We start from the raw sequence: 19,273 nt of genomic DNA on the forward strand, positions 1-19,273 counted from the left end.
TCAGCCTTCTATAAAAGGTTGAATTGCTCAAAGTGATGATTCAGGTGTTTTCGTTCTAATAAATACGATTCGTATTTATTCAATTCTCCAAACACCAAATTCTTTAATTTAGCATCTGGGTTTTCTTTAAAAAACTCTAAATACTTTTCACGCTGCGCTTTAAACTTTTCTATTGCTGTTGCTAAATCCGGATGTTTTAGAGGTTCTAAAGTATCTTTTTCTAATTGTGGAAATTGAGAGTTCTTAGAAAACTTATCATAATTCCATAAACTATTATGCACTTTATCTAAAATCTTTTCAGGTGTTGCAATTTCAAAATCTTGAATCTCTCCGGAAGCAATTTTATAGGTGTATTCTAAATGTTCAACCATGTGTTGCGGCGTCATAATGCCCCATTTTGGTTTTGCATCAGCTGTTAGTTTAGACAAACATTCTTCAATTTTGTCCTCAGTCATTTCAACAAAAACCTCTTGCTTTTTTTGCACCATGGTTAAGACTGTCGCGAATGCTACTTTCTCATCGTTGTTTGCATCAAAAATTTCGGCATACCATTTTACAATACCACTTGGGTGTTCTGCTGAAGCCACATCGCGATCTACTTTTTGCTTACAGGTTAAGCGCACGTAAATGGTATCGTTGTGATATAATGGGCGAAGGAATCTGCATTCTTCTAATCCGTAATTGGCAGACACTGGTCCTTTATTTGGGTATACAAACAATCCTGCTGCTGCTGAAATAATAAAATACCCATGCGCAGTTCTCTTCTCGAAAATACTGCCATCTAATGAGGTGATGTCTGTATGTGCATAGAAGTGATCCCAAGTAAGATTTGAAAAGTTAATGATGTCTGTATCGGTGAAAGTACGGTTGTGGGTTTTCATAGACATACCTGGTTGGATGTCTTCCCAATGGTATTTAAATGGATGCTGCTCTGCTTCCTTATAGTTTGCATTTTGCTGATAAATACCAGTGATTTCCGTCAACGTTGTTGGTGACCCTTGGATGGCAGTACGTTGTAAATAATGCTTAATACCACGCATGCCTCCCATTTCTTCTCCACCTCCAGCTCGTCCAGGACCACCATGTACCAAATATGGTAATGGAGAACCATGACCTGTACTTTCTTTAGCCATATCGCGATTAACCACTAAAATTCGACCATGATGACTTGCTGCATTAACCACATACTCTTTGGCAATTTTATCGTCATAAGTTGCAATAGAAGACACTAAAGATCCTTTACCCATCTGCGCTAAAGTAATAGCTTCGTCTAAATTCTTATAAGGCATTATGGTACTTACAGGACCAAATGCTTCTGTTTCGTGAACGGCTAAGTTGCTAAATGGTTGATCCTCGCGAAGCAATATTGGCGCTAAAAACGCACCTTTTTTAGCATCAGCACCAATAGTTTTAATTTTATCTAAATCTCCATAAACAATACGAGCTGTTTTTGCTAATTCTTGTACACGTTCTCTAACTTCGGTAACTTGATCTTTACTTACCAAGGCTCCCATACGCACTTCTTTAAGTCGTGGATCTCCAATGGTAATTTTATCCAGGGCTTTTCCTAGAGCAGCCTGTACATCATCTATAAGATTTTGAGGTACAATAATTCTACGGATTGCAGTACATTTTTGTCCACATTTAACCGTCATTTCATTACGAACTTCCTTTATGAACAAATCGAACTCTGGTGTTCCAGGGACAGCATCTTCACCTAATATTGATGCATTTAATGAATCGGCTTCCATAGTAAAAGGCACTGCTTCATCAATGATACGTTTATGAGATTTTAAAAGTCTTCCTGTCGTAGCAGACCCTGTAAAGGTTACAACATCTTGAGACTCAACAGTGTCTAAAATCGTTCTTGCTGAACCTGTAATCAGTTGTAAAGCGCCTTCTGGTAAAATACCTGAAGCGATAATTTCTCGTACAACTGCTTCTGTTAAAAATGAAGTGTTTGTTGCTGGTTTAACCACAGCAGGCACTCCAGCCATCCAATTGACAGCACATTTTTCTAACATGCCCCAAACAGGAAAGTTAAAGGCATTGATATGAATCGCCACACCGCGTTTTGGCACCATAATATGATGTGCCATAAAGCGTCCACCTTTTGATAAATCTACAGGATCTCCTTCTACATGATAGGGCTGATTTGGGAATAATTTTCTTAGAGACGCGTTAGCAAACAAATTCCCGAATCCACCTTCAATATCAATCCAACTATCTACTTTAGTTGCACCTGTACGATAACTTAAGTCGTAGAATGCCGCTTTCTTTTTAACAAGATAAAGCGCTAAACTTTTAAGCATATTACCTCGCTCTTGAAAGGTCATTTTACGAAGTTTCTCACCACCTTTAGTTCTTCCGTATTGAAGAATTTCGGCAAAATCTAAGCCTTCGGTATCTGAAAGCGCGACAACTTCTCCTGTAATGGCGTCGAACATTGGAACTCCTTCACCTTTACCTTCGAGCCATTGTCCTGTGACGTAATTTTGTATTTTTTTCATCGATACGTTTATTTATCATTTCCTTAAAAACGGAAATCTAATTTATGTCTTTTCGATACGATTTGTTTATTCTTCTCAAATCTCTCGAAGTGACGTTATTTTTATTCAATTAACTGCGCACGCGTTAGCGATTGCAGCGGCATCCTTTTTTGCCATTAAAAGCAAAAAAGATATAGCGGAAAGCGCGACCCTTGTGGTAACGCCCAAATGATGTTACAAATTCACATTCTCAATAATCGCTGCATAACCTTGCCCAACTCCAATACACATAGTGATTAAGGCATAACGTTTGTTTTGCTCCTGCAACTCCAAAGCGGCAGAATACGCCACTCTTGCACCTGTTACTCCTAAGGGGTGACCAATAGCGATAGCACCACCATTTGGATTTAATCGCGGATCATTGTCTGCTAATCCCCAAGCTCTAGTGCATGCTAATGCTTGCGCAGCGAACGCTTCGTTAAGCTCGATAATATTCATATCTTCCATGGTTAATCCTGCTTTTTCTAGCGCTTTGTTTGAAGCTGTAACAGGGCCAATTCCCATGATTCTTGGCTCGACACCAACCACAGCAGAACTTACGATTCGTGCTAAAGGTTTGAGATTGTATTGTTGCACAGCTTTTGCTGACGCGATAATGGTTGCTGCTGCGCCATCGTTTAAACCGGAAGAGTTTCCAGCAGTTACGCTTCCTCCATCTTTTTTAAAGGCTGGTCTTAGTTTTCCTAATACCTCTAAAGAAGTTGTTGGTTTTACAAATTCGTCTTTAGAAAAAAGGATGGGATCTTTTTTGCGCTGTGGAATTTCAACGGTTACAATTTCTTTTGCTAGTCGACCGTTTTCTTGTGCTTTGGTTGCTTTCTGCTGGCTCCAAAGTGCAAACTTATCTTGGTCTTCTCTTGAAATATTATATTTCTCAACAAGATTTTCGGCTGTATTTCCCATGCCGTCTGTGCCATACATTTGTTGCATTTTCGGATTGATAAAACGCCATCCGAAAGTAGAATCGTATAGTTTTGAATCGCCTCCAAAAGCCGTAGATGGTTTTGCCATGACGTATGGTCCGCGTGTCATGTTCTCGACTCCACCAGAAATAAACACATCGCCATCTCCTGCTTTTATAGCACGATTGGCGTGAATGATTGCTGATAATCCAGAACTGCATAAACGGTTTACGGTTTCTCCTGGTACTGTAAATGGCAATCCGGCTAATAGTGATGACATTCTCGCAACATTACGATTGTCTTCACCTGCTTGGTTAGCGCAGCCCATAATCACATCGTCATACGCTTCTTTTGGGATGCTTGGATTACGTTTTACTATTTCTTTAATTACTAAAGCGCCTAAATCGTCTGTACGAACAGCGGATAATGTGCCTTTGTAGTTTCCTATTGGTGTTCTAATGCCGTCTATTATATATGCTTCTTTCAAATTAAAAATTTTAAATGATAAATGTAAAATGCAAAAGGAACACAGTGCTCAACTTTCAAATTTATAATTTTACATTTTTCTGTTTTACATTTTCTTTTGTGTTGTTTTTATACTAGATGTAAATATTGCTACTAATTCAGAATTCTCCTTTAATACTTTTTTAAATTCTTCTTTATCATTAATTAGATTTGCTTCTATAAGTATTTCAATATTAACCTGAGATTCTCTAAGTTCTTTTAAACAAATTTTCATTTTATGAATAAAATCTCTTTTAGATTCAGCACTTTGTGCTTCTCCGTAATTTAATGCAGCAGAAGTGGTTGAACGAATTAATTGTTTTGTCAAATGTTCTGATGCAAATTCTTTATTTAGTGATTTAATACTACTTATAATTAAAGCCGAAAATTTGACTAATCTTATCTGTAAATCATATTTTGAATCACTCATTTATTTTAAATTTTAAATGATAAATGTAAAAGGAAGACAGTGCTCAACTTTTAAATTTAAAATTTTACATTTTTCGGTTTTATACTTTCTTTCTATTCTTTCCAATCTTTTTGTGTACGATAAACCACACCTTTAAAAAGCGCGACTAATTCCTCACCGCGTTTGACTTCAATAATATTAAAGCCTAATCTATTTTTTACAGATTCTATTACCGATTCTGCTGTAATATAATCTCCTTCGTTTAAAGCTTCAATATGGTTAATGCTTGTTTCGATAGAGACTGCATATTTTCCATGGGTGTTGGCAGCAAAACCGAAAGCGGTATCTGCTAATGAATAACTGATACCACCATGAGCTTTATTCATGCTGTTTAGCATTTCCTTTCTAATGGTCATTCCGACTTTACAGCGTCCGATTTCACATTCTAGAATTTCTATGCCTAGCCAGGTGCTGTAAGCGTCTTGGGAAAGCATTTTGTGTGGAATTTTATCACCGATTAAAGGCATTAGATTTTTGGTATTAGGGATTAGTTTTTCGTTCTAAAATTTTCTTCCTTAATGAGGACATCATTTATGTTAATTTGGAAATTAATTTTCGGTTATTTTCATTCGCTTCAAAGTTAATATACTTTCTCCTATTAGCTTTTGTGCTACAACTTACACATTCATTAGCACTATGAATTGCATGATTAATGTGCTTTACAAATTGCGCATCAGATCCTGGACAACCTTCAGCAAGATTTAAGGCAATAGAATCAGCAGCTCTTCTGAATTGCGATGACAAAGCATATAATTCGTGACTAGGAAAGGACTTAACTTGGTGATCAACCACTTCTCCAAAGTCCATAGCCTTTTGATACACTAATAAATCTTCAAATTTAAAATGATAATCACTTTTCATACTAATACCTAATCCCTGTTTAACTAATACCTCATCTATTAAAAAAAGGTTTGGTTTTCTCTATTCATTTTACGCAATAATGGACTACAACGGTATCTATCTTCGTGATATTCGTTATACAATTCATCCATTTTACTGACACACCAATCTATTCCTTTTTCATCTGCCCAAGCCAGTAATCCTTTTGGATAATTAACCCCTTTGGTCATGGCATTATCGATATCCTCAGCGGATGCAATGTTTAAAAATAAGGCATCTGCTGCTTCGTTGATGAGCATGACTAATACACGATCGAAAATTTGATTTTTAAGCCCCATTTCCTCTTCATAGGTTTCAAAAGTTCTTGAATTAGTGTGATTAGTGTTAATTATTTTTCCATTTTGATCGTAATCATAATAACCTTTTCCTGATTTACGTCCTAAATACCCTGCTTCTGCAAAGCGTTTTTGGGTTAATGAAGGCTTATATCTTGGGTCAAAATAGAATGCTGTAAAAACGGTTTCGGTTACGGTATAGTTTACATCGTTTCCTATGAAATCCATCAATTCGAATGGTCCCATTCTGAAATCACCTAAAGACTTTAAACTATGATCTATAGTCGCAAAGTCTGCTAATCCTTCTTCATAAATACGTAATGCTTCACCATAAAATGGTCTTGCCACTCTGTTTACTATAAATCCTGGTGTGTCTTTGGCAACTGCGACTACTTTCTTCCAATCTTTAATGGTTTGTATGGCTTTTTCAAGAACTTCAGTTGAAGTTTGAATTGCTGGAATAACCTCAACCAACTTCATTAAAGGTGCTGGATTAAAAAAGTGAATCCCTACACAACGTTCTGGTTTATTCAGCGATGCAGCGATTGATGCTATAGATAAACTTGATGTGTTTGATGCAATAATACAATCCTCAGCCACATAGCTTTCTAATTCTGAAAACACTTTTTTCTTGACGTCTAGGTTTTCAATAATAGCTTCAATAGTCAGGTTTGAGTCGGCTAAATCTTTTAGGTTATTGACGTAAGCGATGTTTGACTGAATTCTATCTTTTTCAGACGTATCAATTCTTCCTTTTTCAATTAAGCGATTCAATATTTTTTCTAGTGAAGCTTTTGCTTTATCTAAAGCCACTTGATTTGTATCGTATAATTTTACTTGACACCCCGAAGTTGCAGCAACTTGTGCGATGCCGCTTCCCATGGTTCCTGAACCTATAATTCCTATTTTCATATTAATGCCTGCGAAAGCAGGTATCTTATTAATTAAACTTTGTTCTTATTTCATTTTAAAACACACCTAAAGTCCCCTCAAGGGGACACTACTCAGACGAATTAAAATGGCAGATTTTTCACATCTACATTACCACCAGAAATAATAATTCCGATGTTTTTGGATGCAAATTCTTCTTTATTTTTTAATACAGCTGCCAAAGCTACTGCACTTGATGGTTCTACAATGATCTTCATGCGTTCCCAAATCAATTGCATAGCATGGATAATTTCCTCCTCCTCTACACAAATTATTTTCTCTACATGCTTTTGAATAATTGGAAAATTACGATCACCTAAATTTGTTCTAAGTCCATCTGCAATAGTTGCAAACGTAGTATTCGTTTCTATTTTACCCGAAATTAATGATCGATATGCGTCATCTACAGCTTTAGGCTCTGCACCAATTACTTTACATTTTTCTGAGAAATAATGTACTGCCAAAGCAGTTCCTGCAATGAGACCTCCTCCACCAACAGGTGCTAGGATAATATCTAAATCTGGTTGCTCTTCTAATAATTCAATTGTTGCTGTACTATTACCATAAATCACCTCATCTTGATTTGATGGGTGTAAAAATGATGCTCCTTTTTCTTCTTTAATTTTATTAGCTGTTGCTTCTCTTGCTTGTGGTGTTGATTCGCATTCTATGATTTCTCCTTCATATGTTTTAACGCCATCTTTTTTAACTTGAGGTGCATTTTCTGGCATTACAATATAAGCTTTAACACCTAATTTCTGTGCTGCCAATGACACCGCTTGCGCAAAATTACCAGACGAATGTGTCACTACGCCTCGTTGTCTTTCTTCTTCTGAAAGTGATAAAATGGCATTTGCAGCACCTCGCATTTTAAAGGCTCCCATTTTCTGGAAATTCTCACACTTAAAAAACAAATTACAACCTGCTTTTTCATTTAACAATTGTGAGGTTAACACAGGTGTATTGTGAATAAAGGGTTTTATTCGGTTGTGGGTCTGTATGAGGGTTTGTTTATTCATATTTGTTCTCGATACAAAATTGCAAAAAGCAATTTCACTCGAACTGACGTTAATCTAGTTCCCTTTAAAGTTTGGTTGACGTTTTTCTATAAACGCAGCAACACCTTCTTTATAATCGTCACTTTGTGCGGCTTCTATTTGTAATTTAGATTCTAAAGCTAATTGCGATTCTAAATCGTTAGTCATAGATGTATTGAACAATTCTTTAATCATACCCAATGCTTTGGTTGGCATGTTTGCGAGTTTCAAAGCTAGTTTACTAATGGTTTCATCAAATTCTTCCGTTGGGACACATTTGTAAATCATGCCCATTTTTTCCGCTTCTTCAGCTCCAATTTTGTCTCCTAGCATAGCCAATGCTAATGCTTTTTGAAAGCCTATTAATCTTGGTAAAAAGAACGTACCAGCACTATCTGGCACTAAACCTATTAAACTAAAGGCTTGAATAAAACTTACTTTTTCGTGAGCAACTACTATATCGCAAGCCAAAGCGATATTTGCACCAGCACCAGCAGCCACTCCGTTAATTGCACCAATAATTGGTTTTTTAATGGAACGTATTCTGGTGATGATTGGGTTATAATGTTCTTCTAGTATTTTTTTGAATCCCGGATTTAAATCAGGATCGTAACTTCTTTTAAATCTTGACCAGCACAAAATGCTTTCCCGTTTCCGGTTAAGACAATAGCTCTAACATCTTTATTTGCTTCGCAAGCATCCAAAGTTTCTTGTAAACTAAATGCCATTTCACGATTGAAACTATTAAATACTTCTGGTCTATTGAACGTGATGTACGCTACTTTGTTTTCAACTTTAAGTTGTATGCTTTTGCTCATGTTTTATTTTTTTAGACCTGTCAGGTTTTTAAAACCTGACAGGTCTGTTTCTTACTTTAAACATTTGAAATAATCAAAAGGCTCTTGGCAATCGTCACACTGAAATTGCGCCTTACAAGCTGTGGAACCAAACTGACTCACTAATCTTGTGTTTGTTGAACCACAATTAGTACATTTTACGATTCGCTTTCCATTAAGCAATACATCTTTATCCGCCTCTGCGTTTAAAGGTGCTGCAATTCCGTAATCTTCTAATGCTTTTCTTCCTCTTGGTGTAATCCAATCGGTTGTCCATGCAGGATGTAAAATCAATTCTATTTTAGACTCGTATCCTGCGATTTTTAATGCTAATTTTATATCATCACCAATCACGTCCATTGCTGGGCAACCACTGTAGGTTGGTGTGATTTTAACATTAACGATATTATTTTTTATAACCGCAGAACGTACCACACCCATATCCATGATGGATAATACGGGGATCTCGGGATCGGAAACTTTTTCCAGAATTGGAATTAAGATTTCGTCTATATTTTGTTCTGTTGTTGTCATATTCATTTCCCGTGAAAACGGGAATCTTGTTTTATTTCTTCTCGATACGATTCTAATGAAAAATCGGAATCACTCGAAGTGACATTTTGTATTAATTTATGAGATTAGCTTCGCTAAACCTAAAGGTTTATCTGCCTTCTCAGGAATTAATTTGTTACCATTCCATATTAGGGTAGGCGCGTTGCATATACTGAAGCTCTGCTAATAAATAGCCCATATGTTCTGTATGAATACCTTCTTTTCCACCTTTTTGGAACCATTTTGATTCTGGTGTTTCAAGCGTTGCTTCTTCTAAAATTTCATTCACTCTAGCATAATAAGCGTCTTTTAGTTTCGTAACATCCACACCGATTCCTTCTGCAACCATAGCTTTATCGGCTTCTGTTTGATGAAATAATTCATCAGTGTACGTCCATAAACCATCAATAGCTTCTTGCATTTTTACTTTGCTTTCTTCTGTGCCGTCACCTAAACGCTTTATCCAATCTGAAGAAAAACGTTCGTGATAACTGACTTCTTTAATACATTTATTAGCAATTGCAGACAATGTTAAATCGGTACTTTTTTGTAATTCGCTAAGAAAAGCTAAGTGGTAAACATCAAATAAAAACTGACGCGCCATAGTGTAGGCAAAGTTGGTGTTTGGTTGTTCTACCAATAGTACATTTTTATAATCGCGCTCTTTTCGAAGCATAGCAATATCATCTTCTGTTCTGTCGTCACCTGCTATTTTTGCTGCATATTGAAAATAGCTTCGCACTTGACCAAATAAGTCTAACGAGATATTAGTACAGGCGATATCTGTTTCTAGGCTTGGACCATGACCTGTTAATTCTCCTAGTCTTTGACCGAGGATTAGGCTGTTGTCTGCTATGCCAAGTATGTAGTTGTATAAGTTTTCGTTTTTCATCTTCAGTGCCCACGAAAGTGGGTATCTATTAATTAAACGTTTTTTAGTTTCCCACTTTCGTGGGAATTGTAATTAGAGCACAGCTCTAATTACATATGTTTCACCTCATCTGGCAAATCGTAAAATGTTGGATGACGATACACCTTGTCTTGAGCAGGCTCAAACATTTCACCATTGTGTTCTGGATTTGATGCTGTGATATTTTTAGATTCTACAACCCAAATGCTTACACCTTCGTTTCGTCTAGTGTAGACATCTCTTGCATTTTCTAAAGCCATTTCTGCATCTGCAGCATGAAGGCTTCCGAAATGACGATGCTCTAATCCATTTTTACTTCTAACGAAGATTTCCCAAAGTGGCCAGTTTTTACTCATTATGAAATTGAATTTATCTATTAAAAACACCCCTAAAGTCCCCTCAAGGGGACAATACTCGTATGAGCACCGAGGTTAATTAAATTGCTTGTTTTTGTTTTCTTGCTTGTTTCTTTTCAGCGTAAGCCATTGCGGCATCACGAACCCATTCTCCTTCTTCCCATGCGTTCACTCTAGCTTTCATGCGTTCTTTATTCATTGGGCCATGACCTTTGACGACTTGCCAAAATTCATCCCAATTAATCTCTCCGAAATCATAGCTTTGGCGTTCCTCGTTCCATTTTAAATCGGGATCTGGAATGGTCAGTCCAATTAATTCTGCTTGAGGAACGGTTTGATCTATAAATTGCTGACGTAAATCGTCATTAGATTTTCGTTTTAATTTCCATTTCATGGATTGCTCGGTGTGAATAGATTCCGCATCTGTTGGACCTAACATCATTAAGCTTGGCCACCACCAACGGTTTAAAGCGTCTTGTGCCATATCTTTTTGCTCTGGTGTTCCATTTGCTAGTTTCATCATAATCTCGAAACCTTGTCGCTGATGAAAACTTTCTTCTTTACACACACGAATCATAGCACGTGCGTAAGGACCGTATGAGGTATTACAAAGTGGTACTTGATTAATAATGGCTGCACCATCTACCAACCAACCAATGGCTCCCATATCTGCCCAAGTAATGGTTGGGTAATTGAATATGGACGAATATTTTGCTTTTCCGGAATGCAATTGCTCATATAACTCATCGCGAGAAACTCCTAAGGTTTCACAAGCAGAGTAGAGGTATAAACCATGACCTGCTTCATCTTGAACTTTAGCTAATAAAGCTACTTTTCGTCTTAACGAAGGCGCTCTTGTAATCCAATTACCTTCGGGAAGCATCCCTATAATTTCGGAATGTGCATGTTGCGACATTTGTCTTATATGCGTCTTGCGATATTTTTCAGGCATCCAATCTTTAGGTTCGATTTTCTCGTCTCTTGCGATACGTTCTTCGAACTGCTTTTCTAGATTTTTTATTTGTTCTTCACTCATCTTTATAGCTATTAGCTATTGGCTTTTGGCCTTTAGCTCGTTGAACTTTATTTTTTATTAGCTGTGGCCGTTGGCTTTTTGCTGTTGGTGCGTTAAGGAATTTGCTTTATGAGATTCCTGTCTTCGCAGGAATTTTACACATCAAAGTCGACCACTACTTTCTCAGATGTTGGCACGGCTTGACAGCTTAATACCAAATTTTGAGAGACTTCTTTTTCGTCTAGAGCGTAATTGATTTTCATTTCCACAGCCCCTTCAACCACTTTACATTTGCATGTACTGCAAACACCGCCTTTACATGCGAAAGGCAAATCGGCTCCTGCACCTAAGGCTGCGTCTAAAATATTATCATATTCTTTGGTCATGGTGAAAGCAAATTCTTTTCCTCCATCAACAATAGTGACCTCTATTCCTTCAACATTTTGTTGCGCTAAGCGTTCAGCTCGTTTTATATCTTCATCTGAAAGTCCGGTGACAAACAATTCAAAATGCACGAGTTCTTTTGGTAATCCGGCATTAATGAGGTATGTACTAACATAATTTACCATTTTTTCTGGACCACACAAAAAGACTTCGCTAGTATCTGGAATATCGATAAACGTTTGCGTTAAAATTCGCATCTTTTCGTCATCGAATCTTCCATTAAATAGCTCGATATCTCTTCGTTCTTTGGTTAAGAAGTAATAGATTTCGAACCGTCCAAAGTATTTATTTCTGAGCTGTTCTAGTTCTTCTTTAAAGATAATGGATTTTGCGGTTTTATTGACGTAAAATAACTTACATGTTGCATTAGGCTCTGCTGCTAAATGCGTTTTTATCATAGAAAGCACAGGAGTGATACCACTTCCTGCAGCAAAAAAGAGATAATTTTTAGGTTTATTTGCATTGACATTGACATTGACACCAAAGGTTCCACTTGGCGCCATGACTTCTAATTGATCTCCCGCCTTTAATTCCTCATTTATGTAAGTTGAAAATTTTCCGCCAGGAATTAACTTTACAGCGACTTTCCATTGACCATCTAATGGACTTGAACAAAGCGAATAGGAACGACGTACGTCTTCTCCGTTAATGTCTGCTTTTAAGGTTAAATGCTGACCTTGCCTAAATTGAAACTCTTTTTTTAATTCTGAGGGTACTTCAAAAGTAATTACAGAAGTGTCTTCTGTCTCCTTATAAATGTCTGCAACTTTTAAGATGTGAAAATCTGCCATATGTTTTTCTTAAACATTTAACTAACACTTGTTAGTTTGTTCAGCAAAGTTATAAAATATATTCTAAACTATTTGTTAATGCCTTTTATCAGTATTTGATTTAGGGTATGAGATAATTCTTCAGGGTTAATGTCTTCTTTTTTAGGTATCCAGATATAGAGGGAGCGTAAGGTTGTTAAAATAGAAAACATCATTACGTCTGGTTTGGTGTCTACGATTTCGCCAGATGCTATTCCTTCTTTGAGAATTGCCCTAAAATCATTTTCGTAATCAATTCTTAATTTTTGGTAATAATTAAGTTTGTCTTCTAAGTGCATCCAATCGTTATTAAGCGATGCCATACCGTAAATATTTTGGCTAGAAATACGCACATGTAGCTCTATAATTTTTTTGAGTTTTTCAATACAACTAGCATCAGAAGATTGAATGGATGTCATCCCTTCTGTAAATTCTTCAGCTAATGAAATTATAATTTTATTTAGGATGTCTTGTTTAGAATTTATATGATTATACAGGCTTGCTGCTTTTATACCAATGGCTTTGGCTAAATCTCGCATAGTGACAGCACTATAGCCTTTTTCTTTAAAAAGTTTGGCTGCAACTCTTAAAATTTCTTGTTGACGCGTTTCTTGTCTCATGTGTATGCAAAGTACTAAAATAAGAAGATTTTAATGTATTAATAATTATAATGTAACTTTGGTTACGCAATGTTCTTAGGATTATTTAGAATTTTGCTCAAAATTAAAATTATGGGATTATTAAATACTTTGTTTGGAAAATCGACGAATAACGTTGCAGACTATATTGAAAAAGGCGCAGTTATTTTAGATGTGCGAACACTTAGTGAATACCAAGGCGGCCATATTAAGAATGCTATTCATATTCCTGTACAGGAATTGGGTAATAGACTTAATGAAGTTAAAAAGTTAAATAAACCTGTGATTGCCTATTGTGCTAGCGGCATGCGTTCTGGTAGCGCCGCGAGCCTCTTAAAATCTAAAGGTATTGATGCTATTAATGGCGGAGGTATAGGGAGTTTACAACGTAAGTTGGGATAAATCTATTCTAAAACCCCTTTCAAATCCTGTAATTGATTAAAATCATCAACAGGATTATCATTATACTGAAGTGTCCACCCTAAAGAATTAGTAAGAATAAAAAATTTAGAAAGTTCACTTATTAACCTGTTTTGAGCATTAGATTTTAAATCGGACGCTTCGATTTTTTTCATTAGTGATTCTTTAACTGTATTTTTAATGGTATTATAATCTTTGGCTTCAAATGGATTTAGGAATTCGGCTTGTACATCATAATATTCGAAATCAGGATTTATTTTAATTTCTTCCTTCGGAATACTAATGATTCGGAGTGTCTTGGCAACTTCATCAATCTTATATTCGATCTTACTTAAATCGTAAGCCACAGTAACATCGGCATTAACCACAACTAATGCTTTCTTTTCTGCAGACATTAAATCTCCAAAAACAGCTTTAGAATTCTCATAACTAAAGACTTCTGAAAAATGGCCTTCCGTAACGACTAATTTCCCCACATTTTTAATCTGTTCTTGAATTAAAGCACTATGCGCTTTAATAGCCATTTTATCTTCTTTCTTGTCTTCACAATACTTAAAGGTCAATAGAACAATTAATGTTATAACAACACCAAATAAAATTTTTCGCATAGGCAAATTTAGTAAAATTCAAACATAAACTAGCTTAAAACCAGCATGCAATTCAGTTGCGTTTTTTTACCTTATATCGTAATTGACAGTCTGTTATCTATAAAAACAGCAAAACGTCTTATATAAATGTAAAATACAGCTCTAGGCTTTAACTTAGCCCTAAATAAGCAAATATTAACCTTTAAAACACAGATTATTTGTAAGTCCTCTAACCTAAAAAAAATGATTATTATGATTAAAAACATAAGTACATTTCTAGTCCTACTTTCAACCTCTATTAGTTTTAGCCAAAACGTCATTTTATTTCAAAACACAAACCCAAATGCGAAAGAGCTAAAACACCATTTAAACGTCACAAAAGATAGTTTACTATTAGAATGTGAATCTAAAATTAAAAAAGTCGAAATTTTCAATGAAGATTTTGAACAAATAATTATAGTCGATGCTCATAATATTCAAATTTCCTTAAAAGATATTCCTAAAGGTAATTTTAATATAGAAACCAAACTCGATCAAAAAATTATTGTTTTAGAATTAGTCATACAAAACACCATTAATGACATTTCTAGCACAAACCTGTATCACAACAAAGAGTCTATAATAGAAGGCAAAGGCATGATGCTAGATGAAGAACTAAAGGTGATTAAGAGTTCCCCAAATAAAAGTATAGAATTTATTTTAACTGGAGGAAAAACAAAAAGTCATCACAACAAAAATCAAAACTATTTTTGGACAGAAACGCAGATTAATAATGAAAGTGGCTCAAGCAAAACAATGCGATTAGTAGACCAAAAATCAGCTGAAAAAATGATTCGCAGACATCAACTTGAAATTAATAGCAACCCTGGGAAGTTTAATAAATTAACAATATGGGAAGTTTACAACAAGGAATCATTTATGGAGAATCAAGTTTCAAATCCTGATTTTATTTACTCATCACAAACCGATTCATTTAATCCCAATCCATATTATTCAACGACAAGTAGTCTTCAAAGTTTATAGAGTTATTTTCAGTTAAACCACTAGTAATTAATACAGCATTTATACTATTTTAGTCGTTGTATTTTAATGGATTACAACAAAAACAGACAACACTTCATAGGATGATTTAAGTGTTTTACCGACTAACACAACACATCAACTAAAGAAAGCCACCACGCATCTAAATTTTAATGTCATAGACTTTAAAGCCTATAACTTTGTGAGTAACATTAAGGCAATCTAATTAATTTGCTTTGTGTTAAAATTGTTTCCCAAAACAAAAAAAACCTACTTTATTATGAGACAGTTATACTTTATTGTATTGTTATTTTTGTCATCATTAGTTTATGGCCAAAAATCAGTATTACTTCAAAACGTCAACAATAGAGCAAAAGAGCTCCAACACCGTCTTAACAAAACGGAAGACAGCATCCTCTTTACAGCAGAACGTACCATATACGAAATCATGGTTTTCAATGATGATTTTGAACGTATCATAAAAGTAAAAGATTCTGAAGCCAAAATTTCAATTGCGGATATTCCCGTAGGACGCTATGCTATTGAAGTCGTCCTTAAAGATAAGCTTATCATTATTACCTTACTGAGGAACGAAACTTATGATCTAAAAGAGTCAAAACCAATCATCACTAACCTAGAAACAAAAAAAGCCGAACCTAAATTAGTTGCACATCAAAAACCATACAAGTCAGTAAATTTGCCACAAACCACACCTTTTGGATCTGAAAATGATAGTGGCCAAACCAATTTGAGATTACCAGGAAAAAAGGAAACACCAACAGTTTTTGCACATCCTTCATCCTTAAATGAAGATATCAATCCTAAAATACAAAGTGAATCAAAGAAGAACCTATCGGTTTCCACAAATGCAAATGCAAAGTATTGGGTACTTTACCAAACAAATAATGGCTCAGGTTCTGAAAAAATTCTAAAAATGGCAGATCAAAAAACCGTTGACCGCATGATACAAAAAATCGAGATTGACTTAAAAACAAAGACCGGTCGATTCAATCAACTTACAGTTTGGCAAATTTATAATCCCACTAATTTTGTAAGACACAAGAGAAAAAACGGACACAACTATATGAATGTTGCATCAGATAGTTTTAACCCAAAACCTTATTACCAGATAGATAACAAATCAAAAAAACCGTAAAGTATCTTATTTTTTCAACTCTAGTTTTTCAGCAAAATAATCGCAAAAATCTTTCATTGTTGCCGTCATTTTTTCATCTTGTGTTGCTCTTAAAAATGAGTCACTCATTGTTACCAAAGTTTGATGAAAGAAGAGTTTCATTTCATCTACAGGCATATCTTTAGTCCATAAATCTATTTTCAAGGTTTCTTGGGCATTACTATCCCAAACAGATAGCATAATCGCCTTAGCTTCTTCGTTATCCACTCCACCATCTTGAGCCGACCAATTTAATTTTTCTGGCACTCTATTTTCATCGAGTTCAACGTTTAATACTATTTTCGATTTTATAACTTTAGACATTACTTTTTGGGTTTAAAATTTGATTTTCTAAATATCTCTTCAGGTTCCGTTTGCATAATAGCCATTACATCCGCATCTGTACGCTCTGCGTATGCCTTTACAATTTGCCAGCCAATATATTGACCTAATCGTCCTGGCGACTCATTATCAAGTTCTAAATAAAACTTAGAAAATGGAGCATCTGCAATAAAACGGTTTGGCAATTTAGGATCCGTACTGTACAACAATTCCTTTTCAATAAAATAACTCCAGATTTGACTTTCATTAGCTTCCGCCCATTGTAGTTGTAGATCCGAATAGCCCATTTTTTCCGCATCTGTTTTAAATGGAATTATCACATCTTTAAAATAAAGCAATTTTCCGAAATAAATCATCTCTTCTAAAAATGCTTTTCTTTTAGATTGAAAGGCATATTTCTTTGCATAACCATTAGCTAAATCCACTACAATTTGACTTTTTGTAAAGTTCTTAGCTAAATACATAGGAATGTTACCATCGACGTAAAACCGATGTGTTTCACCCAAATAATTATCTAGCGCTATTAATGCAATAGTATCTGTAACAATAACCCTATCTCTATACTGAACATCATTGGTTAAAGTTATTACTCTTGGTAACGCAAATACTTTATCGTAATACTTAAGATGCTGAAACATCGCAACCATCTCTTCTTTTACATCTTTAAAATCTCCAAAAACCTTATTAACTTCTTGCGAAATCTCATGCTGTAAAGTATCATTCATTCTATTAACCCAAATAGAATCTGGGGTATGTTTAGAAAACAAAAATGGATAGACCGTTTTTAACTTTGGCAAATCGCTAGGTATTGCTTCAGAAAAGGCTCTATCAAAGCGTTCTACCGTAAAATCAACATCAATTTTAGCAATTTCTTGTTCAACTTTAGATTCCTCTTCACAAGAAAACATCATAAATCCTAGTAACAAAATAAAGTAAATTCTGATCTGCATTTGATAAAACATTTTTAATCCTAACTCGATTGCGTTATTTTTGTTGTACAAAGGTACACTTCTTTGTTTTAAAAATTAAAAATTATGCAAACCGAAAAAGTAATAAATCATATTGTAAAATGGCTAAACGACTATGCTAAAAAAGCAAACGTTAACGGTTTTGTTATCGGCATTTCGGGTGGAATTGATTCTGCTGTAACCTCTACGCTTTGCGCAAAAACAGGTTTAGATGTTTTGTGTATAGAAATGCCAATTCATCAAGCTCCTAGTCATGTTACAAGAGCACGAGAGCATATTTCCTTTTTAAAACGCGAATTTCCCAATGTAAAAGATACCGTTGTTGATCTAACTCCTGTATTTGAAGAATTTAAAACAGAAGTAAGCCTAGACGGAGATCAAGCCACTGTAGATATGGCTTTAGCAAATACCAGAGCACGTTTACGTATGACCACCTTATACTATCACGCAGGCCTTTTAGGCCTCTTAGTCGCAGGCACAGGAAATAAGGTTGAAGATTTCGGAGTCGGTTTTTACACCAAATATGGCGACGGAGGAGTCGATTTAAGTCCTATTGCTGATTTAATGAAGTCGGAGGTTTACAACATTGGTAATTATTTAAACGTCCCAGAATCAATTATTAATGCCGCGCCAAGTGATGGTTTATTTGGAGACGCTCGCAGTGATGAAGATCAGATTGGCGCTTCTTACCCTGAGTTAGAATGGGCTATGAAAGTTACTAAAAACGGAAAAACCGTAGCTGATTTTGAAGGAAGAGAACGCGAAGTAATTGAAATCTACCTCCGTTACAACTCCTCAAACAAACACAAAATGAACCCGATACCTGTTTGCGAAATTCCCAATAATTTAAAATAATTATTGCGTTTTACTAACAAAAACTGCTAATTTATTTAATTTTTAATTACTTTTACATAACAAATCTCCCCATTTTTTTTTGACCACACCATTTTATTAATAAGTATTACCCTAATAATAAGTATTAACCAAAGCCAAAAATACAAATATCATGATACATATTCTGATTGTAGATAGTCATCCTATCGTAAGAAAAGGATTAGAACTATTCTTAAACAGTAAAGCAGATTTTAAAGTCATCGGTAGTTTGGGAAGTGGAATTGAGATATTTGAATTTGTAAGACGTAATAAAGTTGACGTTATTATATCTGAAATCGATTTACCAGAACTTAACGGAATCACTGCACTGCGAGCCATTAAAAAAGAGAATAAATCAGTCCAAGTCTTAATGTTTAGCCATCAACCTGAAGAAATTTACGCCATAAGCACAATTAAAGCAGGCGCCTCTGGTTATTTAAACAAAGAAGCTAGTGTCGATGAAATAGAAGCCGCTGTGCGAAAAATTAGTGCTGGCGATATATCATTAAGCGAAAAAATGGACAAACATTTTCGTTATGAAGATACACGAAAAAGTAGAAGTCGTATGTTTAAAAAACTATCCACTAGAGAAGTTGAAGTTTTAAAACTACTTTCTATTGGTCGTAAAAACAAAGAGATAGCGCAAGAATTAGATATAAACGAAAAAACAGTCAGTACATATAAGGCCCGATTGTTTAAGAAATTAAATGTTACAAATATTGTAGATTTAATTCACCAAGCCAAGCACCACAATTTAACTTAA

Annotated in this window: 21 protein-coding genes and 1 pseudogene; 5 read left to right on the top strand and 17 right to left on the bottom strand. The window is 35.2% G+C overall.

What is annotated here, in order from left to right; genetic code table 11:
- Positions 1–8: 8 nt before the first annotated feature.
- The 14 genes and pseudogenes from paaZ to ACXGSQ_RS00380 all read right to left on the bottom strand — a co-directional run bounded on the left by paaZ (position 9) and on the right by ACXGSQ_RS00380 (position 13,108).
- The gene (gene paaZ, locus ACXGSQ_RS00315) at positions 9–2,510 is read right to left on the bottom strand and encodes a phenylacetic acid degradation bifunctional protein PaaZ (protein WP_458627678.1); all 2,502 of its coding nucleotides are present in this window, start codon (positions 2,508–2,510) and stop codon (positions 9–11) included.
- A gap of 213 nt (positions 2,511–2,723) precedes the next feature.
- Positions 2,724–3,938: a 3-oxoadipyl-CoA thiolase gene (pcaF, locus tag ACXGSQ_RS00320; RefSeq protein ID WP_458627679.1), complete on the bottom strand. Its 1,215-nt coding sequence runs from the start codon at positions 3,936–3,938 to the stop codon at positions 2,724–2,726.
- A gap of 84 nt (positions 3,939–4,022) precedes the next feature.
- Positions 4,023–4,385, bottom strand: a complete 363-nt coding sequence (locus tag ACXGSQ_RS00325; protein WP_458627680.1) for a four helix bundle protein — start codon at positions 4,383–4,385, stop codon at positions 4,023–4,025.
- Positions 4,386–4,477: 92 nt separating this feature from the next.
- Positions 4,478–4,891, bottom strand: coding sequence for a PaaI family thioesterase (locus tag ACXGSQ_RS00330; protein ID WP_458627681.1), 414 nt, complete (start codon positions 4,889–4,891; stop codon positions 4,478–4,480).
- A gap of 64 nt (positions 4,892–4,955) precedes the next feature.
- A complete protein-coding gene (locus ACXGSQ_RS00335; RefSeq protein ID WP_458627682.1) occupies positions 4,956–5,285 on the bottom strand; it encodes a four helix bundle protein in 330 nt (109 codons plus the stop codon).
- A 38-nt stretch (positions 5,286–5,323) separates the two neighbouring features.
- Positions 5,324–6,511 carry a 3-hydroxyacyl-CoA dehydrogenase NAD-binding domain-containing protein gene (locus ACXGSQ_RS00340; protein WP_458627683.1) on the bottom strand — a complete coding sequence of 396 codons (1,188 nt, stop codon included), beginning with the start codon at positions 6,509–6,511 and terminating at the stop codon, positions 5,324–5,326.
- Between the two features lie 101 nt (positions 6,512–6,612).
- A complete protein-coding gene (locus ACXGSQ_RS00345; RefSeq protein WP_458627684.1) occupies positions 6,613–7,548 on the bottom strand; it encodes a pyridoxal-phosphate dependent enzyme in 936 nt (311 codons plus the stop codon).
- 54 nt (positions 7,549–7,602) lie between these two features.
- Positions 7,603–8,384, bottom strand: a pseudogene (locus tag ACXGSQ_RS00350) (enoyl-CoA hydratase-related protein).
- A 51-nt stretch (positions 8,385–8,435) separates the two neighbouring features.
- Positions 8,436–8,936 carry a 1,2-phenylacetyl-CoA epoxidase subunit PaaD gene (gene paaD, locus ACXGSQ_RS00355; protein ID WP_458627685.1) on the bottom strand — a complete coding sequence of 167 codons (501 nt, stop codon included), beginning with the start codon at positions 8,934–8,936 and terminating at the stop codon, positions 8,436–8,438.
- A gap of 154 nt (positions 8,937–9,090) precedes the next feature.
- A complete protein-coding gene (paaC, locus tag ACXGSQ_RS00360; RefSeq protein WP_458629295.1) occupies positions 9,091–9,852 on the bottom strand; it encodes a 1,2-phenylacetyl-CoA epoxidase subunit PaaC in 762 nt (253 codons plus the stop codon).
- Between the two features lie 83 nt (positions 9,853–9,935).
- On the bottom strand, positions 9,936–10,220 hold the full coding sequence (paaB, locus tag ACXGSQ_RS00365) for a 1,2-phenylacetyl-CoA epoxidase subunit PaaB (protein ID WP_195871423.1): 285 nt from the start codon (positions 10,218–10,220) through the stop codon (positions 9,936–9,938).
- Between the two features lie 79 nt (positions 10,221–10,299).
- Positions 10,300–11,256: a 1,2-phenylacetyl-CoA epoxidase subunit PaaA gene (gene paaA / locus ACXGSQ_RS00370; RefSeq protein ID WP_334467678.1), complete on the bottom strand. Its 957-nt coding sequence runs from the start codon at positions 11,254–11,256 to the stop codon at positions 10,300–10,302.
- A 134-nt stretch (positions 11,257–11,390) separates the two neighbouring features.
- Positions 11,391–12,470, bottom strand: a complete 1,080-nt coding sequence (gene paaE / locus ACXGSQ_RS00375; protein ID WP_458627686.1) for a 1,2-phenylacetyl-CoA epoxidase subunit PaaE — start codon at positions 12,468–12,470, stop codon at positions 11,391–11,393.
- 68 nt (positions 12,471–12,538) lie between these two features.
- Positions 12,539–13,108, bottom strand: a complete 570-nt coding sequence (locus tag ACXGSQ_RS00380) for a TetR/AcrR family transcriptional regulator (RefSeq protein ID WP_334467674.1) — start codon at positions 13,106–13,108, stop codon at positions 12,539–12,541.
- Between the two features lie 111 nt (positions 13,109–13,219).
- Here ACXGSQ_RS00380 and ACXGSQ_RS00385 point away from each other — a divergent pair, with 111 nt between their 5' ends.
- Positions 13,220–13,528: a rhodanese-like domain-containing protein gene (locus tag ACXGSQ_RS00385; RefSeq protein ID WP_458627687.1), complete on the top strand. Its 309-nt coding sequence runs from the start codon at positions 13,220–13,222 to the stop codon at positions 13,526–13,528.
- A gap of 2 nt (positions 13,529–13,530) precedes the next feature.
- Here ACXGSQ_RS00385 and ACXGSQ_RS00390 read toward each other — a convergent pair whose 3' ends face one another.
- A complete protein-coding gene (locus tag ACXGSQ_RS00390) occupies positions 13,531–14,154 on the bottom strand; it encodes a DUF4230 domain-containing protein (protein ID WP_458627688.1) in 624 nt (207 codons plus the stop codon).
- A gap of 231 nt (positions 14,155–14,385) precedes the next feature.
- On the opposite strand from ACXGSQ_RS00390, the gene ACXGSQ_RS00395 reads away from it, so the two are divergent.
- Both ACXGSQ_RS00395 and ACXGSQ_RS00400 read left to right on the top strand, forming a co-directional pair.
- Positions 14,386–15,156, top strand: a complete 771-nt coding sequence (locus ACXGSQ_RS00395) for a hypothetical protein (protein WP_458627689.1) — start codon at positions 14,386–14,388, stop codon at positions 15,154–15,156.
- Between the two features lie 277 nt (positions 15,157–15,433).
- Positions 15,434–16,309 carry a hypothetical protein gene (locus tag ACXGSQ_RS00400; protein WP_458627690.1) on the top strand — a complete coding sequence of 292 codons (876 nt, stop codon included), beginning with the start codon at positions 15,434–15,436 and terminating at the stop codon, positions 16,307–16,309.
- Positions 16,310–16,315: 6 nt separating this feature from the next.
- On the opposite strand, the gene gldC is transcribed toward ACXGSQ_RS00400, so the two are convergent.
- Positions 16,316–16,651, bottom strand: coding sequence for a gliding motility protein GldC (gene gldC, locus ACXGSQ_RS00405; RefSeq protein ID WP_458627691.1), 336 nt, complete (start codon positions 16,649–16,651; stop codon positions 16,316–16,318).
- Positions 16,651–17,619, bottom strand: a complete 969-nt coding sequence (gene gldB / locus ACXGSQ_RS00410; protein WP_458627692.1) for a gliding motility lipoprotein GldB — start codon at positions 17,617–17,619, stop codon at positions 16,651–16,653. The genes gldC and gldB overlap by 1 nt, the downstream gene beginning before the upstream one ends.
- An 84-nt stretch (positions 17,620–17,703) precedes the next feature.
- Here gldB and nadE point away from each other — a divergent pair, with 84 nt between their 5' ends.
- Both nadE and ACXGSQ_RS00420 read left to right on the top strand, forming a co-directional pair.
- Positions 17,704–18,492: an NAD(+) synthase gene (nadE, locus tag ACXGSQ_RS00415; RefSeq protein ID WP_458627693.1), complete on the top strand. Its 789-nt coding sequence runs from the start codon at positions 17,704–17,706 to the stop codon at positions 18,490–18,492.
- Between the two features lie 151 nt (positions 18,493–18,643).
- Positions 18,644–19,273, top strand: a complete 630-nt coding sequence (locus tag ACXGSQ_RS00420) for a response regulator (RefSeq protein WP_458627694.1) — start codon at positions 18,644–18,646, stop codon at positions 19,271–19,273.

The sequence above is a fragment of the Winogradskyella sp. PC D3.3 genome (genome assembly GCF_054366245.1).

What these genes read in the sequence shown, in the direction of transcription:
- gldC (WP_458627691.1), bottom strand. Translation starts at nt 16,651, where the DNA reads ATGTCTAAAGTTATAAAATCGAAAATAGTATTAAACGTTGAACTCGAT.
- paaB (WP_195871423.1), bottom strand. Translation starts at nt 10,220, where the DNA reads ATGAGTAAAAACTGGCCACTTTGGGAAATCTTCGTTAGAAGTAAAAAT.
- ACXGSQ_RS00340 (WP_458627683.1), bottom strand. Translation starts at nt 6,511, where the DNA reads ATGAAAATAGGAATTATAGGTTCAGGAACCATGGGAAGCGGCATCGCA.
- gldB (WP_458627692.1), bottom strand. Translation starts at nt 17,619, where the DNA reads ATGCAGATCAGAATTTACTTTATTTTGTTACTAGGATTTATGATGTTT.
- ACXGSQ_RS00420 (WP_458627694.1), top strand. Translation starts at nt 18,644, where the DNA reads ATGATACATATTCTGATTGTAGATAGTCATCCTATCGTAAGAAAAGGA.
- ACXGSQ_RS00380 (WP_334467674.1), bottom strand. Translation starts at nt 13,108, where the DNA reads ATGAGACAAGAAACGCGTCAACAAGAAATTTTAAGAGTTGCAGCCAAA.
- paaA (WP_334467678.1), bottom strand. Translation starts at nt 11,256, where the DNA reads ATGAGTGAAGAACAAATAAAAAATCTAGAAAAGCAGTTCGAAGAACGT.
- ACXGSQ_RS00335 (WP_458627682.1), bottom strand. Translation starts at nt 5,285, where the DNA reads ATGAAAAGTGATTATCATTTTAAATTTGAAGATTTATTAGTGTATCAA.
- nadE (WP_458627693.1), top strand. Translation starts at nt 17,704, where the DNA reads ATGCAAACCGAAAAAGTAATAAATCATATTGTAAAATGGCTAAACGAC.
- paaZ (WP_458627678.1), bottom strand. Translation starts at nt 2,510, where the DNA reads ATGAAAAAAATACAAAATTACGTCACAGGACAATGGCTCGAAGGTAAA.
- ACXGSQ_RS00395 (WP_458627689.1), top strand. Translation starts at nt 14,386, where the DNA reads ATGATTAAAAACATAAGTACATTTCTAGTCCTACTTTCAACCTCTATT.
- paaE (WP_458627686.1), bottom strand. Translation starts at nt 12,470, where the DNA reads ATGGCAGATTTTCACATCTTAAAAGTTGCAGACATTTATAAGGAGACA.
- ACXGSQ_RS00390 (WP_458627688.1), bottom strand. Translation starts at nt 14,154, where the DNA reads ATGCGAAAAATTTTATTTGGTGTTGTTATAACATTAATTGTTCTATTG.
- ACXGSQ_RS00325 (WP_458627680.1), bottom strand. Translation starts at nt 4,385, where the DNA reads ATGAGTGATTCAAAATATGATTTACAGATAAGATTAGTCAAATTTTCG.
- ACXGSQ_RS00330 (WP_458627681.1), bottom strand. Translation starts at nt 4,891, where the DNA reads ATGCCTTTAATCGGTGATAAAATTCCACACAAAATGCTTTCCCAAGAC.
- ACXGSQ_RS00385 (WP_458627687.1), top strand. Translation starts at nt 13,220, where the DNA reads ATGGGATTATTAAATACTTTGTTTGGAAAATCGACGAATAACGTTGCA.
- paaD (WP_458627685.1), bottom strand. Translation starts at nt 8,936, where the DNA reads ATGACAACAACAGAACAAAATATAGACGAAATCTTAATTCCAATTCTG.
- ACXGSQ_RS00400 (WP_458627690.1), top strand. Translation starts at nt 15,434, where the DNA reads ATGAGACAGTTATACTTTATTGTATTGTTATTTTTGTCATCATTAGTT.
- ACXGSQ_RS00345 (WP_458627684.1), bottom strand. Translation starts at nt 7,548, where the DNA reads ATGAATAAACAAACCCTCATACAGACCCACAACCGAATAAAACCCTTT.